The sequence below is a fragment of the Pontibacter sp. Tf4 genome (genome assembly GCF_014212495.1).
Taxonomy (GTDB): Bacteria; Bacteroidota; Bacteroidia; order Cytophagales; family Hymenobacteraceae; genus Pontibacter.
The window spans coordinates 627,320-643,036 of sequence record NZ_JACKZC010000001.1 but is presented as its reverse complement, the minus strand read 5'-3'; the positions used below and the strand labels follow the sequence as shown (position 1 = coordinate 643,036).

Annotated in this window: 14 protein-coding genes and 2 tRNA genes; 8 read left to right on the top strand and 8 right to left on the bottom strand. The window is 47.8% G+C overall.

What is annotated here, in order from left to right; all coding sequences use genetic code 11:
• Window position 1 precedes the first annotated feature (1 nt).
• From H7F15_RS02790 to rodA, 5 genes are read left to right on the top strand one after another with little or no spacing between them, the layout of a single operon-like run.
• Complete coding sequence (locus H7F15_RS02790; RefSeq protein WP_163912075.1) at window positions 2-1,027, top strand: rod shape-determining protein; 1,026 nt, start codon at window positions 2-4, stop codon at window positions 1,025-1,027.
• Between the two features lie 9 nt (window positions 1,028-1,036).
• Window positions 1,037-1,921 (top strand): rod shape-determining protein MreC, encoded by an 885-nt coding sequence (gene mreC / locus H7F15_RS02785; protein WP_185195407.1) that lies wholly within the window; start codon window positions 1,037-1,039, stop codon window positions 1,919-1,921.
• On the top strand, window positions 1,914-2,432 hold the full coding sequence (locus H7F15_RS02780) for a hypothetical protein (protein WP_185195406.1): 519 nt from the start codon (window positions 1,914-1,916) through the stop codon (window positions 2,430-2,432). Before mreC ends, H7F15_RS02780 begins: the two co-directional genes overlap by 8 nt.
• A 3-nt stretch (window positions 2,433-2,435) precedes the next feature.
• Window positions 2,436-4,268, top strand: a complete 1,833-nt coding sequence (mrdA, locus tag H7F15_RS02775) for a penicillin-binding protein 2 (RefSeq protein WP_185195405.1) — start codon at window positions 2,436-2,438, stop codon at window positions 4,266-4,268.
• A 6-nt stretch (window positions 4,269-4,274) separates the two neighbouring features.
• Window positions 4,275-5,597 carry a rod shape-determining protein RodA gene (gene rodA / locus H7F15_RS02770; RefSeq protein ID WP_185195404.1) on the top strand — a complete coding sequence of 441 codons (1,323 nt, stop codon included), beginning with the start codon at window positions 4,275-4,277 and terminating at the stop codon, window positions 5,595-5,597.
• Between the two features lie 13 nt (window positions 5,598-5,610).
• Here the strand turns inward: rodA and H7F15_RS02765 are convergent, their stop codons facing one another.
• Window positions 5,611-6,267, bottom strand: a complete 657-nt coding sequence (locus tag H7F15_RS02765; RefSeq protein WP_185195403.1) for a hypothetical protein — start codon at window positions 6,265-6,267, stop codon at window positions 5,611-5,613.
• A 350-nt stretch (window positions 6,268-6,617) separates the two neighbouring features.
• Between H7F15_RS02765 and H7F15_RS02760 the strand changes: the two genes are divergently transcribed.
• Window positions 6,618-7,748, top strand: coding sequence for an acyltransferase (locus tag H7F15_RS02760; RefSeq protein ID WP_185195402.1), 1,131 nt, complete (start codon window positions 6,618-6,620; stop codon window positions 7,746-7,748).
• A 255-nt stretch (window positions 7,749-8,003) separates the two neighbouring features.
• On the opposite strand, the gene H7F15_RS02755 is transcribed toward H7F15_RS02760, so the two are convergent.
• The 3 genes from H7F15_RS02755 to H7F15_RS02745 all read right to left on the bottom strand — a co-directional run bounded on the left by H7F15_RS02755 (window position 8,004) and on the right by H7F15_RS02745 (window position 9,206).
• On the bottom strand, window positions 8,004-8,414 hold the full coding sequence (locus tag H7F15_RS02755; protein WP_185195401.1) for a hypothetical protein: 411 nt from the start codon (window positions 8,412-8,414) through the stop codon (window positions 8,004-8,006).
• Window positions 8,401-8,658, bottom strand: coding sequence for a hypothetical protein (locus H7F15_RS02750; RefSeq protein ID WP_185195400.1), 258 nt, complete (start codon window positions 8,656-8,658; stop codon window positions 8,401-8,403). Before H7F15_RS02750 ends, H7F15_RS02755 begins: the two co-directional genes overlap by 14 nt.
• Window positions 8,659-8,795: 137 nt before the next feature.
• A complete protein-coding gene (locus H7F15_RS02745) occupies window positions 8,796-9,206 on the bottom strand; it encodes a hypothetical protein (RefSeq protein WP_185195399.1) in 411 nt (136 codons plus the stop codon).
• Between the two features lie 899 nt (window positions 9,207-10,105).
• On the opposite strand from H7F15_RS02745, the gene H7F15_RS02740 reads away from it, so the two are divergent.
• Window positions 10,106-10,564: a LexA family transcriptional regulator gene (locus H7F15_RS02740; RefSeq protein WP_255481039.1), complete on the top strand. Its 459-nt coding sequence runs from the start codon at window positions 10,106-10,108 to the stop codon at window positions 10,562-10,564.
• Window positions 10,561-11,820 (top strand): Y-family DNA polymerase, encoded by a 1,260-nt coding sequence (locus H7F15_RS02735; protein WP_185195460.1) that lies wholly within the window; start codon window positions 10,561-10,563, stop codon window positions 11,818-11,820. The genes H7F15_RS02740 and H7F15_RS02735 overlap by 4 nt, the downstream gene beginning before the upstream one ends.
• Window positions 11,821-12,061: 241 nt before the next feature.
• On the opposite strand, the gene H7F15_RS02730 is transcribed toward H7F15_RS02735, so the two are convergent.
• From H7F15_RS02730 to mutS, 4 genes are all read right to left on the bottom strand, one after another.
• A tRNA-Leu gene (locus H7F15_RS02730) sits at window positions 12,062-12,145 on the bottom strand.
• A gap of 79 nt (window positions 12,146-12,224) precedes the next feature.
• Window positions 12,225-12,297 (bottom strand) — tRNA-Gly (locus H7F15_RS02725).
• A 196-nt stretch (window positions 12,298-12,493) separates the two neighbouring features.
• Complete coding sequence (locus H7F15_RS02720) at window positions 12,494-12,988, bottom strand: GyrI-like domain-containing protein (RefSeq protein ID WP_185195398.1); 495 nt, start codon at window positions 12,986-12,988, stop codon at window positions 12,494-12,496.
• A gap of 9 nt (window positions 12,989-12,997) precedes the next feature.
• Entirely contained in the window at window positions 12,998-15,622 is a 2,625-nt protein-coding gene (mutS, locus tag H7F15_RS02715) for a DNA mismatch repair protein MutS (RefSeq protein WP_185195397.1), read from the bottom strand.
• Window positions 15,623-15,717: the final 95 nt, after the last annotated feature.

Here is a 15,717-nt window from a genome sequence, read left to right as displayed (position 1 = left end):
AATGGGACTTTTTAATTTTTTCTCCAGCGATATAGCCATCGACTTAGGTACGGCCAATACCCTGATCATCCATAACGACAAGATCGTGGTAGACGAGCCGTCTATTATTGCCGTGGACCGCACAACAGGCAAAGTACTGGCCATAGGCCGCCAGGCAATGCAGATGCACGAAAAAACCCACGAAAACATCAAAACCATTCGCCCGCTGAAAGATGGTGTAATTGCCGACTTCCACGCTGCTGAAGAGATGATCCGTGGCATGATCCGCATGATCGATACCGGCCGTCGCTTGTTCCAGCCTTCGCACCGCATGGTCATCTGTATTCCGTCTGGTATTACCGAAGTGGAGAAACGTGCCGTGCGCGACTCTGCCCAGCATGCCGGCGCCAAAGAAGTATGGATGATACAGGAGCCAATGGCAGCAGCCATCGGTATCGGTATTGACGTGGAGCAGCCGATCGGTTCCATGATCGTGGACATCGGGGGTGGTACCACAGAAATTGCTGTAGTTGCTCTTTCCGGTATCGTTTGCGACCAGTCTATCCGCGTAGCCGGCGATGTGTTTACCAAAGATATCCTGGATTATATGCGCCGCCAGCACAACCTGCTGATCGGTGAGCGCTCTGCCGAGAAGATCAAGATTGAAGTAGGCGCTGCCCTGACCGAACTGGAGAACCCGCCTGCGGACTATGAGATCCGTGGCCGTGACCTGATGACCGGTATTCCGAAAGTTATAAAAGTTACCTACCAGGAAATTGCCATTGCACTGGATAAATCAGTTTCGAAAATAGAGGAAGCCGTTCTGAAAGCGCTGGAAATTGCTCCGCCAGAACTATCTGCCGACATTTACGACAACGGTATTCACCTGACAGGTGGCGGTGCATTGCTGCGTGGCTTTGATAAGCGCCTGGCTGCCAAAACCAAGCTGCCTATCCACATTGCCGAAGACCCGTTAAGAGCGGTGGTGCGTGGTACCGGAGCTGCCATTAAAAATATTGAAGGCTTTAAAAACGTTCTGCTGACGTAACAGGGCTGCATGCGGAATCTTTTTGCGTTTATTTACCGGTTCCGTGCGTTCCTGGTGTTCGTGCTGCTGGAGGCGCTTTGCGTTTACCTGATTGTGCAGTACAACACCTACCAGGGCGCGGCTTTCTTTAACTCTGCCAACAGGTATGTAGGACGCGTGCTGGAGTTCCAGAGCGGCGTTACCGATTACTTTAACCTGGCCACAGTAAACAATACCCTTGCGCGCGAGAACGCTTTGCTGCGCCAGGAACTATTGACGTACCGCCAGGCCGGCATTACAGACAGCACCAGCAGACTGGATACAACGTTGGTAGTGCCTGTCGATACAACTATAGTTGATTCGCTCAGAACAGGGCCGCAGACGTTTAACCTGCACGCCGGCCGTGTGATCAACAACTCGGTGCGCCGAACCAACAACTACCTGACCCTCTCCATCGGCACAAAAGATGGCGTGGAGCCGGGCATGGGTGTCATAGCGTCTAATGGCGTGGTGGGCCGGGTTAAAACAGTTTCGGATAACTATTCAACCGTAACCTCTCTGCTGCACTCACAGATGCTGATCTCGGCCAAGATCAAAAAGAACAACACCATGGGTACCATTAAGTGGCAGGGCGGCGACTACCGCACCGCTATCCTGGACTATGTGCCGCTGCACGTAAAGCTGGCAAAAGGCGATACTATAGTTACCAGTGGCTTTAACACGGTGTTCCCAGAAGGTATTATGGTAGGTACTATAAGCTCCGTAGCCAAAGAAGCAGATAAAAGTTTTTATACTATAAAAGTGAAGCTGGCCGTAGACTTCGCCCAGCTCTCTTATGTGTATGTGGTGGAAAACCTTCAAAAAGCAGAGCGCGACACCTTAGAATATAAAGCAGGCATCTTACCAAATGAATAGCATAGCAGGCATCCGACATATTGTGCAGTTCATTCTGTTTGTGGCGCTACAGATCCTGCTCCTGGACAACCTGGTGCTGTTCAGTACGGGCTTCTGTTTTATTTACATCGCCTTTCTGCTGTTCCTGCCTATTCACATAAACAGAGTGCTGCTGCTTTTCCTGGGGTTTATAGTTGGGTTTACGGTAGATGTATTTTATGATACCATGGGCATACATGCAGCGGCAAGCGTTTTACTGGCATTTTTACGCCCGCATGTTTTGAACCTTCTCACCCCCCGTGATGGTTACGATACCAATGATTCCGCTAACCTGCACACAATGGGCTGGAGCTGGTTTCTGACCTATGCCGCAATTCTTATTACCGTGCACCACGCAGCCGTTTTCTTCCTGGAAATTATTAGCTTTGAGTGGTATACGCTGGTAAAGATCCTGCTGAGCACATTGTTTACGGGAGTGGTAGTCGTGATCATCCAATTACTTTTCTTCTCTGTTAAAAGAGCGAAGAGATAGTACATGAATTACTTAGAAAACAGAAAGTACGTTATTCAGGCCATTTTTATAGTGGTGGGGGTGGTATTCGCCCTGCGTTTGTTCTACATACAGGTAGTGGACAGCAGCTACAAGCAGGCCGCTGAAACAAACGCCATCAAAACCGTTATCCAGTATCCGTTCCGTGGCCTTATTTACGACCGCAACGGAAAACTGCTGGTAGAGAACACGCCTGTATACGACCTGATGGTGGTGCCCAAGGAAACCAAGAACCTGGACACGCTCCGCCTGACCAAACTCCTGAACCTGCCGCTGGAAGATGTACGCGAGCGCCTGAAAAAAGCCAGAGCCTATTCCTACGTTAAGCCATCCATCTTTTACCAGAAACTCACCACCGAAGACTTTGCCCACATCCAGGATAACCTGATCGATTTTCCGGGGTTCTACATCAATGCCCGTACAGCGCGTGGTTATTCGCACACCAGCTTATCGCATGCACTTGGTTATATTGCCGAGATTAGCCCGCGCCAGCTGGAAGACACCAGTAACTATAAAGGCTACCGCCCAGGCGACTATATCGGTAAAAGTGGCATTGAGCTGGAGTATGAGAAACACCTGATGGGCCAGCGCGGCGTGAAGCATATTATGGTGAACGTGCGCGGCATAGAGAAAGGCCCCTTTAAAGATGGCGCCTACGATACCCTCTCGGTTGCCGGGCAGAACCTGTACAGCACCATAGACCTGGAACTGCAGGCTTACGGCGAGCTGTTAATGAATGGCGCCAAAGGAAGTATAGTTGCCATTGAGCCGGCTACCGGCGAAGTACTGGCTTACGTTTCGGCTCCGTTTTACGACCCGAACCTGTTTACCGGTAAGGACTATGGTAAAAACTACATGCAGCTGCTCAAGGACCCGGACAAAACCATGTTCAACCGTCCTGTAATGGCCGACCAGAACCCGCCTGGCTCTATCTTTAAGCTGGTGCAGGGACTTATTGCGCTGGAAGAAGGCGTGATCGACCCTAATACAAAGTATGCCTGCAACAAATCGCTGGTAAACTGCCACCCGCACCCATCGCCGCTCGACCTGCACGGTGCCGTGCAGCATTCCTGCAACCCATGGTTTTACCAGGCTTACAAAGCACTCATTAACCAGGGTAAATCGCCCAATACCTTCACCGATACCGCTATTGGCCTGAAAGAATGGCGCGAACATGTGCTGACCTTTGGGTTTGGATTGAAGTTAGGTATAGACCTGCCCGGCGAAAAAGCCGGCATCATTGCATCGCCGGAACTATACGACCGTGTGTATGGCAAAAACCGCTGGAAGTATTCTACCATTTACTCGCTGAGCATTGGCCAGGGCGAACTGGGCGTAACGCCTTTGCAAATGGCTAACTTTATGGCGATCATTGCCAACCGTGGCTATTACGTAACGCCGCACATGATCCGTGCTGTGGGCGACAAAGGCAAACCACTGAAGGAATACCAGGAAAAGCATTACACATCTGTTGATCCGAAACATTTTGACCCGATTGTGGAAGGCATGGCCGATGTAGTACGTGCCGGTACAGGCCGCAAAGCTAACCTCGAAAAAGTAGGCATAGAAGTGTGCGGCAAAACCGGCACTGCCCAGAACCCGCAGGGTCCGGACCATGCTGTATTCGTAGCTTTTGCACCAAAAGAGAACCCAAAAATTGCGATCGCTGTTTACGTGGAGCACGGTAAGTGGGGTGGTCAGTCGGCAGCACCGATTGCAGGCCTCATGATCGAGAAATACCTGACCGATACGGTAACAATAAAGGAGCAGGAGAAATGGGTGCTTAGCCGTAAGTACCTTGATATAAGATCTAAGTAAAAGCGAATGCCAGCAGAACAAACTATACCAAAGTATAAAATTGCTACCCGCAGTAGCAAACGCACCTCGCGTAATATCCTGGCCAACCTGGACTGGGTAACGGTGCTGTTATACTTTTTGCTGGTAGGCTTGGGCTGGATGAACATTTACGCCGTGGTGTACAGTCCGGACAACGTAGTGAACATCTTCAGCTTTGATATAAACTCCGGCAAGCAGCTCCTTTGGATAGGCACCTCTGTGATACTGATCACGATGATGCTGGCCGTAGACTACAAGATTTATGAGCACCTGGCCTACCCGATCTATGGGGCTATTATTCTGCTGCTGCTTTTTACGCTGGCAGTTGCCAGCCCGGTAGCGGGGTCGCGCTCGTGGCTTGATCTGGGAGGTGGTGTGCGTTTACAGCCTGCTGAGCTGGCCAAATTTGCGACAGCACTGGCCGCCTCCAAGTTTCTGAGCAATGTAAACCTGCGCCAGCAGAATATGAAAGACCAGATGATTCTGGCCTTCATAACGCTGCTGCCACCTATTATTATCGTCCTGCAGAACGAGACCGGCTCTGCCCTTGTGTTTGGTGCATTTATCCTGGCTTACTTCCGCGAAGGCATGTCGCCGCTTATCCTGATCATCGGAGGCTCTGCTGCAGCTATTTTTATACTCACCCTGCTGGTACCTAAACTATACCTTATATTGGGCATCGCTGTGCTGATGGCTGCCGCTATCTGGTTCGATTACCGCCTGATGCGCCGTATCAAATCCATGATCGCGCTGTTTGTGCTGATCATCGGCATGATCTTCAGTGTAGACTACTTTATTAACGATGTACTGCAGCCGCACCAGCAAAACCGTATCAAGGCGCTTATAAGCCCGGAAGCTGATCCGCTGGGCTATGGCTGGAACGTAACGCAATCCAAGATCGCGATCGGTTCCGGTGGTTTCTGGGGCAAAGGCTTTCTGGAAGGAACACAGACCAAATTCGATTTCGTGCCAGAGCAGAGCACCGACTTTATTTTCTGTACCATTGGCGAGGAGCATGGCTGGATAGGAAGTACCGTGCTTATTGTGCTGTTTTTATTGCTGATGACACGCATCGTAAACATTGCGGAACGCCAGAAATCGGTGTTTGCGCGTACGTATGGGTATTGCGTCGCCTCTATAGTGTTCTTCCACTTCCTGGTTAACATCGGCATGACAATCGGTCTGGCACCGGTAGTAGGTATTCCGTTGCCGTTCTTTAGTTATGGTGGCTCATCGCTGTGGTCGTTCACCATTCTGCTCTACATATTGCTGGCTATAGATGCCAACCGCGCCCAGGATTTATCCCGCTAACGAGCTTATAGTTTCAGAAGCGGTAGCCCGTTTTCAGCATGTGGTTAAAAGCGGACAGCCACTGCTTGCGGTAGGTAGTTACGTTATTAAGCTCTATTTCAAATTCTGGTTCTGAAGCCAGCAGGCAGGACTCCAACCCTATTGTTACTTTACCCAAACTATAGTTCAGGCCCAGCGCACCAGCATAAGCAGGCACAAAGGTACGACCGCTTCGCACGGTACCAGTTGCAATATCATTCCTGATCTCCATTTCCCACAGGTCCGGCAACATGCTTCCTAAGCTCCCTTTGGCATAGAACTGCCATTGTTTTACAGGGTACATGCCATAAACATCAGCCATCAGGTAAGTAAGTGCATAAGGCTCTGTTTCTACGGTAGTGGCCGAGGAAAAAGCGCGCGCCACGGCGGCGGCGTTCAGGTCGTTCCGGCTGTGCCCAAGCGTAGCCCCCACGCCAATATATTTACGGATTCCGGCCAGGTAGCTCAGTGTTCCGACAGGTCCGTTTCTCACATATCCTTTGTTATCCGCACTTTCAATTCCAGCCAGATCTTCGGGAGCCATAGAGATGCCGAGCCCGATAAATACGGCGTGCTGCACCGGATTATTCTTTTGTGCCGACACATGCAGGCTACATACCAGCAGCGCCAGCATTACCATATACCTGTTCATGCTAACTATAAATTACCAACTATAAGGAGAGAGCGGACTGAAGAATCCGGAAACTATAGTTTGTACGGCAACTACCGAATTTGTTGCAACAGACAGGCATTGGATAACAGCGACAGCGCTTAAGTATTTAGGCCTCTGACACTTATTAAATCAAAAAGACATCAGAATATATAAAGAGCTATATAACCTTTTAATTAAATACTTGTATAATACAATTAATAAATTTCACAATACAACCTTTATGTACAACAACACACGGATCTGAAATCAGGCACAGGGCGGGGTAAGCGCTTAACTATAAGCAAGGGAGAATATGTGCCGGCATTACCTGTAAACAAACTATTAACACCATGACAGTTCTTCTCAAACCCGAAACTAAAAAGCTCCAGTACATTGACACACTTCGTGGTGTTGCCATTATGATGGTGATGCTGGTACACACCACTCAGGTAGTGCCCGACCTGCCCTTCCTGACAAATACCTTAGCCGACCTGGGTAAACTGGGTGTACAACTTTTCTTTGTCCTTTCGGCCTATACGCTGTGCCTCTCGGCAAGCAAGCGCCAAAAGGAAGATAACCCGTTGCTGTTTTTCTATATCAGGCGCTTCTTCAGAATTGCTCCGCTCTATTACCTTGGCATTGCGCTGTATGGCTTATACCACCTGGCGATTGGTGCTGACACCAGTTATTTTACCTTGAAGAACATACTGGCCAATGTTTTTTTTGTTCACGGGTTTTACATACCGGCCAATAACACGATAGTACCCGGTGGCTGGTCAATCGGCACCGAAATGGCTTTTTACGCTATCTTCCCGTTTGTATTTTACTTTTATAAGCGGCGTGTGCGTAACCGAACCGGCATGCTGCTTTTCCCGCTGGTAGCTATGGTCTGTTGTCTGCTCCTCACACAACTGTTACTCTATATCAGCAACTATAGCCTGAACGAAAATGCCTTCCTATACTTTAACCTGCTCAATCAGTTGCCGGTGTTTTTGCTGGGCATTTCGTATTACTGTTTTACGCGCAAATACATACATGTAAGCTTACCAGCTGCCTCTTTTGTATGGCCGGCCGTTTGTTATGCGCTTGTGCTAGCAGCTGGTTTCTTTTTTTTCCGGGATAACATTACCAGCAAGCCCTTTATAGCAGGGTTGATCTTTGTTGTGTTGCTGCAGCTCGTAAAAAAAGTTAAAAGCCTTAATGTGAGGTTTCTTAGCCGGATCGGGCAGCTCTCGTATGCCATGTACCTGTTCCATTTTGTATTTGCCTGGAGCTTTTCCGGAGAGCTCGCCCTCAGCCTTTCTCCTTTCCTGGACGCTCACCTGGTGCTCCTCATCTGCTACCTGACCACTATACTGGCTACATTGATAACGGCTGTTATCTCGGAAAAGACGCTGGAAAGATACGGCACCGCTTGTGGCAGGCTACTGATACGCCTGATGAAGGCAGGCCGCGTACCGGTGACGGAGGCAAAAACATAACTGTATGCTCCTGAAAAACTTTCTTGATTTGCGTGCCTGTAATGAAATGAGTCGTTAGCGTGGTTAGTATGTTACTGCGTCATCTTACTCATGAAACTGCTTATGACCTAAGGGAGTGAGTATAGTTCATCAGGATTATACCGTAGGAACTTACCTGAGATTTCAACTGAAATGAGCCGTGTTAGCAGCGTACCCATAAAAACCGCCGCTTTAATTCAGAGCAAAGCTGATTGTAACGCGCCAGGGAACTATAGTTTACGCGCCCAACAGCCACTGCAAAGCGGCCTCTTTTGTTGGAAACATTTTTACCTGTATAGGAAGTGGCACTGCTGTTTGGATATCCTGTAACATGCTGGCTATTTTTTCTTCCCTGATGGGATCTGCTGTACTGACACGGGCTACTTTACGCAGAGAAGTCTGCAGCAACCCTACGGTCAGTTGTGCTACAGTAACTTTATACTCCCCGGCTTGCAGATCCAGTGTATTGCGGGTAAAGTCCAGCAGCAGGCTTGTTATGTTGTATTCGTTAACGTGTGTGATAATGGAAAGAAATGCACTACGGACTTCTTTTACATCGTACTCACGTGCCACCGTCAGGGAAGTAAGCAGCAAATCGCAGGCAGGGTCGTACTCCAGCCGTATGATATGGTCGCTATAAAGTATCAACAGAAGACAGTTTATCAGAAGTAGTAAGACGTTGCGCCAATGTTGCAATGCCTGTGGCATCAATCTCATATGCTTCACCTACCAGTGGCAGCAGTTCTGCCAGCAATGCAGGGTTGGTCACAAACATCCGGTCAATGTACTGCCCATCCCGGAAAAAGCGGCAATAAGACCTGTTTTTCAGTTCGGTTACCAGCACTGAGTCACTTTTGGTTAGCTTGTTTAAAAGCTCTTTTACTTCCTGCATCGTTATACGCCCTTTGCTATAAATTCAAATCAGGCTACAATGTTACAGCAAGCAAATCGCAATAAGTATGATGTTCGTCACTATAGCCAAACTGCGATATAAGGAAGTGGTGCAGTCTGTTAAAAACAGGAAGATACTCAGGCCTCAGTCAGCCACTGGAGCGCATCGGCCTGCGCAGAAAAGTTCTGGAATTCGGCCTGCAACCCGATCCCGGCATTGATATTCTCAAAAATATGAAGGATGTTGGCTTCCCGCACAGAGTCCTGCGTACCTACACGGGCAATCTTACGCAATTGAGTATGTTTCAGCCCTTCCACAAGCAAGGTCATATTCTGTTTGTAAGCATGTTCCGGCAAACCTGATTGGCTGAGGGAGAGGTCTAACAGCAGGCGTGTGACATGATACGCGTTGATATTGGTAATAACAGACTGGAAGGCTTTTCTGATTTCACCAGCATCGTATGCCCGTGCTGATTGCAACGAGGTAGTCAGTACATCGCTGGCAGGTTCATAATGCACTTGTATGATAGCGTCTTCGTAAAGTAACATCCGCGGCGTAAACGGTTAAAGAGTAGAATTGTAAGGCAGACACATATCTGCATTTGCTGCCAGTATGTTGGTCGAATTGATAAACTCCCTATAGAAGATCAGCATATTTGTCACGCTATCAAAAGATGTGTTACGAAGATAAGCTATTTGACTTAGATAACACAAGTCGTAGGCAAAAAGATCAGATTTGTAGACAAAAAGAAGGAGTTAATCTAAAGATTCAGCATACACTTTCTGATTTTATCTGGTGGTGAAGGTCTCTATATAAATAGAATAAATACCGGAACTTCACCTGTGCTTTTTTACAAGCTGAGAGAATGAAGAGTGGCAGGCCAAGCGGCAACAATAGCTATTGGCCATGCAGGCCGCAGAACGCCTGCAGTGATCGGTTCCTTCTTCTTCCGGATCTAACTGGTTTAATGGGATTAATACTGGTCTGCAGATTCTGCCGGTGTCATAGATCTGTTTGGTAAAAAAGCTCTTCCGCAATATACCTGGCTACGATAGGTTAGATAAGCTGGCTACTTTTACACAAATAGTAACAACTGTTTGAAATCACTTTTCGGCAAATTGGCTCGTTCTTGAAACGTAAAAAGTGTAGGTCAAAATTCCGGTTTCCCCCTTGCAAGTTTTGATAGCATGGGGAGAGCACGCGTGTACTTTTCTATTTTTTCAAAAAGAACGGGGTAAGTAAGCAATGAGTAATGATATCCCATTTTTGCACCTAAAAAAGGAATGGTAATTCCTTGAATGGCTATCCCACTCATTACCTGCCAGAAATTAACCTTCTGCCTCAGTTATCGTTAAAAATGCTAATTTATTTAGTATTACATAATAGCTATTTGCTATATTAGCATCCAAACAACTAAAATAGATAGCAAATGTTAAAGGAAACAGTATTGCGCAACAGGGACATGAGTGTGTTTGGGAAAGCATATTTCCCTGACATTCAAACGGAACTGGATTTGCCCTTGTTCGGCAGCAAGATAGCAGCAGGTTTTCCGTCCCCTGCCACTGACTACATCGAAGAAACCATTGACCTGAACAAGCATCTGGTTTCTAATCCTGCATCTACCTACTATTTGAAGACTACCGGAAACTCCATGAATGGTGCCTTAATCCGAAATGAAGATTTACTTATAGTAGATTATTCAGTACAAGTAAAAGACGGGTTTGATGTGATATGCTGGTTGGAAGGTGAATTTACTGTAAAGACATTCCGAAAGAAAGGAAACCAGTTAATACTGGAACCGGCCAACCCCGACTATAAGCCCATTCCCTTGCTCGATGGGATGGATTTTGAATTTTATGGCGTAGTCACGTATTCTATTCACGATTGCAGAAGACGGCAGGCATGATAGCACTGGTAGACTGCAACAGCTTCTACGCGTCTTGTGAACGCGCTTTTAACCCATCAATCAGGCACCTGCCCGTTATAGTGTTAAGTAATAATGATGGGTGCGTGATATCCCTGACAGCGGAAGCGAAAGCATTAGGTATTAAGATGGGAACGCCTTACTTTATGTTGAAAGAGTTAATTAAGCAGCATAATATACAGGTGTTTAGCAGCAACTACACCTTGTACGGGGACATGAGCAACCGTGTGATGCAAACGCTCTCTACTTTTACACCCCATATTGAAGTATATAGCATCGACGAGAGTTTTCTAGATGTTGGGCATTTCTATAAAAAAGACCTGCACTCATACGCGTGGCAGATAAAGGAAAGGGTGCTACAATGGACGAAAATACCGATAAGCGTAGGAATAGCGAAAACCAAAACGCTGGCAAAAATAGCGAACCGTCTTGCTAAAAAAAGCCCGAAAGCAAAAGGTGTGTTGGTGTTACAGGAACCAGCTCATGTAGAAGCGGCCTTGAAGCGAACGGAAATCAGTGATGTATGGGGCATTGGCAGACAGCACACTAATTTCCTGCAAAAGTATGGCATCCACAATGCATATGAGTTTACACAACAGCCGGACGCATGGGTAAAGAAGCACCTGACAGTAGTAGGCCTGCGCATGTTAAGAGAGTTACGCGGGGAACCGTGTCTGGAACTGGAAGAGGTAATGCCTCAAAAGCAAAATATCTGCACATCCCGTTCATTTGGAACGCCTGTAACCACGTTGGATGGCTTACTGGAAGCAACGGCTACTTACGCGTCTAAATGCGCTTATAAGCTACGCCAGCAGGCCTCATGCGCTGCTGCTATTACCGTGTTTGCCACAACCAACCGATATGCCGATACACCCCAATATTATAACAGCAAGACCATCCAATTACCAGACCCAGCGAACTGTGACCTTTACTTAATTAAGTATGCAAACATGGCCTTGCGAAGCATTTACAGGGAAGGGTTTAGCTATAAAAAGGTAGGAGTAATTGTATCGGATTTCGTACCGGAAAACAACCTGCAATTAGGGCTTTTTAGTGGAATTGATACTGGCAAGCATAAAGACCTAATGCAGGCACTCGACAGCCTAAATTCCCGTTACGGACGAAGCACGGTTAAGGCAGCGGCATTGGGTATTACCAACGCATGGACACTGAAGCGGGAAAAGTTGTCCCCTTGCTACACCACCCGATTGGAAGACTTGTTAGTAGCAAAACTTTAGGGACTTGTCAGATGCAGGGAAACGTCCTTTAAACTTCTACTTTCAGATCATTGGAGATTGGGGTAGGTCTAAAATTCGATTACCCCTTACCTGTTTGGATATGCAGGAGAAGGCACTTATCAGGTGAGCAAAATTGCCGGTGAATGCTTTTGATTGCCAATGAAACACCCCATATACACCCCGCAAAAAACAAAAACCCCTGCAACTCATTGAATTACAGGGGTTCTCTTTACTAAGAGAGTACCAGGAGCGGGAATCGAACCCGCACGGCCTTGCGGCCACAAGATTTTAAGTCTTGCGTGTCTACCAATTCCACCATCCCGGCAGCCATCCGGACGACATCCGAAGGTGACTTTAAAAAACAAAGACGTTGTTTATCACAACGTCTTTATCTGCCTTTTTTGAGCGGGAGACGAGGTTCGAACTCGCGACCTCGACCTTGGCAAGGTCGCGCTCTACCAACTGAGCTACTCCCGCTTTTAGTCTTACTATTTCGCATTTCGTTTCCGTCCCAGCGATTTAGTGATACAAAGATATAGACAAAAATTCACTTGTCAATAGCCTGCGTAAAAAAAATCTCTCATTTAAGCGTTTCAAACTGATTTTCAGGCAGAAAATTTTAAAATTATTTTCAGTCTCTGGATAGTTCGGCTTTCTGCTGCATGCTTTAAACCTAAACCAGCCGCAATTTTACCGGAATCCATACTTCTTCTTCCGAATCCGGATGCTCATGACCAAGGTATTTTGCACCCATCACTTCGAAATGCGGCCTGTCGTCGAGGGTATAGTTGCTGTTGGGCAGCCATTCCCCGAAAATATACCCTGCCGTTGCCGGAAACGCGCTTGCAGGCCCTTTGTGAAGGAAAACCGCATACAAGCCCGCCGGAACGTTAAGCTGTTCCATTCCATCCGGTAAGTCAGTACTATCTGTTACTTCTACCGCAGCCCAATCCCGGAAAACAGAATTTGCTGTGAATTCCCCCTTCACAAAACCTGCATCATACACCTGCACCGAATATAGTTCCGGGCCAACTATAACACCAACCTCGTGACGACGGGGCATAAATTGTTGCCAGAGCGTTGCCGGGTTATGCGTAGCCAACTTCGTTTCGGTACTCATCCCTACTAATTTCTTTCCGGCTATAGTTTGTAAGGTAGGTTGCTGCATGGTTTTATGTTAGCGGGCCGGTTCACTCTTTTCTTTCAGCAGACCTTTCAACTCGTTCAGTTTTAAAAGGGCTTCTACCGGGGTAATGGTGTTTATATCAAGCTGCTCCAGCAGTTCTTTTGCGCGCACCAGTTGCTGATCGGCAGGCTCAAACATACTTAGCTGGAAATTATTTTTAGGAGCCGATTTCATTTTCTGCTGCGGCGAGTGCTCTGCCACTTTCTCTTTCTCCAGATGATGCATGATCTCATCGGCACGTAATACTACGCTGTTTGGCATACCAGCCATTTGGGCCACATGTATACCAAAGCTGTGCTCGCTACCACCTTCTACCAGCTTGCGCATAAACAGAATTTTGCCGCCTGCCTCGCGCACCGACACGTTATAGTTCTTCACGCGCGGCAATTCTTCGGCAAGTTGGTTCAGTTCGTGGTAGTGCGTGGCAAAAAGCGTTTTGGCTTTAAACTTCGGATGATTATGCAAATGCTCAACTATAGCCCAGGCAATGGAAATACCATCATAAGTACTCGTTCCGCGGCCAATCTCATCCATCAGCACCAGGCTTCTGTCCGACAAATTATTCAGAATGCTGGCAGTCTCGGTCATCTCCACCATAAACGTAGACTCGCCTTTCGACAAGTTATCGGAAGCGCCTACGCGGGTAAAGATCTTATCGATGATGCCAATGCTGGCGGCCTCTGCAGGTACAAAGCAACCGATCTGGGCCATCAAAACTATAAGTGCAGTCTGGCGGAGCAGGGCACTTTTACCGGCCATGTTCGGACCCGTAATAATGATCACCTGCTGCTGTTCATTGTCGAGAAAAATATCGTTTGGCACGTAGCTTTCGCCTAAAGGCAATTGCTTTTCAATAACTGGGTGGCGGCCTTTTTTGATGTCGAGCACGTGACTGTCGCTTACTTCCGGCTTGGTATAGTTGTTGGCAAGGGCTATAGTTGCAAAAGAGCTCAGGCAGTCAATCACACCGACCACTTTCGCATTTTGCTGCACCTGCGCCACGTAATCCAGGGCGTGCAGCACCAGTTCGTTAAACAGGCCAAACTCTATACTATAGATACGGTCTTCGGCATTCAGGATCTTCTCTTCGTAGGTCTTCAGCTCTTCGGTAATGTAGCGCTCGGCGTTTACCAGCGTCTGTTTGCGTATCCAGGTGACGGGCACTTTGTCTTTATGTGCGTTGCTAACCTCCAGGTAATAGCCGAACACCTTGTTGTAGGCTATTTTAAGTGAGCTGATGCCTGTGTTCTTCACTTCGCGCTGCTGTAGTTGCGCCAGGTAATCCTTGCCCGAAAAAGCAATTGCACGCAGTTCATCCAACTCCGCATTGATCCCATCGTTGATCATGTTGCCCTGATTGGTGAGCATCGGAGGCTCGGGCTTCAGGATGTTCTTGATCTCTTCGCGCAGGCCATCGCAAGGTGTAAGCTGAGCTGCCAGTTTTTGCAGGGCCGGAATGTTGCTCAAGGCCAAAGCCGTTTGTATCGGAACTATAGCATCCAGGGCTTTTGCCAGTTGTACCAGTTCCCGTGGGTTTACCCGACGAACGGCTACTTTCGAGATCAGGCGTTCCAGGTCGTTAATCTGCTTCAGGTGCGTAGTTAGTTCTGTCAGCAATTCGCGGTGTTGAGTCAGGGCCTCTACGGTATCCAGGCGTCGTTTTATCTGGGCCACATCTTTCAGCGGCAACACAACCCATTTTTTCAGCAGGCGGGCACCCATTGGCGTTACCGTATGGTCGAGTACCTGTATCAGCGGCACGCCTTCCTGGTGTTGCGGAAATACCAGTTCCAGGTTACGCACGGTAAATCTATCCAGCCACACATACTTATCCTCTTCCAGCCGCGAGATGGTGGCAATATGGCTGATCTCTTTGTGCTGCGTTTCGGCTAAGTAATGCAGAATTGCGCCGGCAGAAATAATGCCTTCCACCATGCCTTCAATACCGAAACCTTTCAGCGATTTGGTACTGAACTGTCGGGTCAGCGATTCATAAGCGAAGTCATAGTTAAATACCCACTCTTCCAGAGCATAGTATCTGAAGTCAGGGCCATAGCGCTCGGTAAACGTTTCTTTTTCGCGTTTGCAAAACAGCACTTCCGAAGGAGAAAAACTTTGCAGCAGCTTACCAATATAGTTGCGGTCGCCCTGCGCCGTAATAAACTCACCGGTAGATACATCCAGGAAAGAAACGCCTGTTTCAGTTTTGCCAAAATGCACAGCTGCCAGATAGTTGTTGCTTCGGCGCTCCAGCACCTGGTCGTTAAACGACACGCCCGGTGTTACCAGTTCGGTTACGCCACGCTTTACAATGCCTTTTACCGATTTGGGGTCTTCGAGCTGGTCGCAAATGGCCACACGTTCTCCGGCACGCACCAGTTTTGGCAGGTAGGTATCCAGGGAGTGATGCGGGAAACCGGCCAGTGCTGTTTCGGAAGTAGAACCGGCACCGCGCTTGGTTAAAACTATATCCAGTATCTTACTGGCCTTAATGGCATCTTCGCCAAAGGTCTCGTAAAAATCGCCTACCCTGAATAGCAGCAATGCCCCCGGATGCTTCGCTTTAATAGCGTTGTACTGTTTCATCAAAGGGGTTACTGTGCCTTCTCCTTTCATACTATAGTTTAATTATGAATTCTGAATTAAGAATTATGAATGGGTTAACCCACCCCTAACCCCTCCCAGGAGGGGATTTATACTTTCTTCAACAA

Bases quoted from the DNA above. Each gene is read 5' to 3' on its own strand.
- H7F15_RS02750 (WP_185195400.1), bottom strand. From the start codon at position 8,658: ATGCAGGAAGTAAAAGAGCTTTTAAACAAGCTAACCAAAAGTGACTCA.
- mrdA (WP_185195405.1), top strand. From the start codon at position 2,436: ATGAATTACTTAGAAAACAGAAAGTACGTTATTCAGGCCATTTTTATA.
- H7F15_RS02745 (WP_185195399.1), bottom strand. From the start codon at position 9,206: ATGTTACTTTACGAAGACGCTATCATACAAGTGCATTATGAACCTGCC.
- H7F15_RS02760 (WP_185195402.1), top strand. From the start codon at position 6,618: ATGACAGTTCTTCTCAAACCCGAAACTAAAAAGCTCCAGTACATTGAC.
- H7F15_RS02720 (WP_185195398.1), bottom strand. From the start codon at position 12,988: ATGCAGCAACCTACCTTACAAACTATAGCCGGAAAGAAATTAGTAGGG.
- H7F15_RS02780 (WP_185195406.1), top strand. From the start codon at position 1,914: ATGAATAGCATAGCAGGCATCCGACATATTGTGCAGTTCATTCTGTTT.
- H7F15_RS02765 (WP_185195403.1), bottom strand. From the start codon at position 6,267: ATGAACAGGTATATGGTAATGCTGGCGCTGCTGGTATGTAGCCTGCAT.
- mreC (WP_185195407.1), top strand. From the start codon at position 1,037: ATGCGGAATCTTTTTGCGTTTATTTACCGGTTCCGTGCGTTCCTGGTG.
- rodA (WP_185195404.1), top strand. From the start codon at position 4,275: ATGCCAGCAGAACAAACTATACCAAAGTATAAAATTGCTACCCGCAGT.
- H7F15_RS02790 (WP_163912075.1), top strand. From the start codon at position 2: ATGGGACTTTTTAATTTTTTCTCCAGCGATATAGCCATCGACTTAGGT.
- H7F15_RS02735 (WP_185195460.1), top strand. From the start codon at position 10,561: ATGATAGCACTGGTAGACTGCAACAGCTTCTACGCGTCTTGTGAACGC.
- mutS (WP_185195397.1), bottom strand. From the start codon at position 15,622: ATGAAAGGAGAAGGCACAGTAACCCCTTTGATGAAACAGTACAACGCT.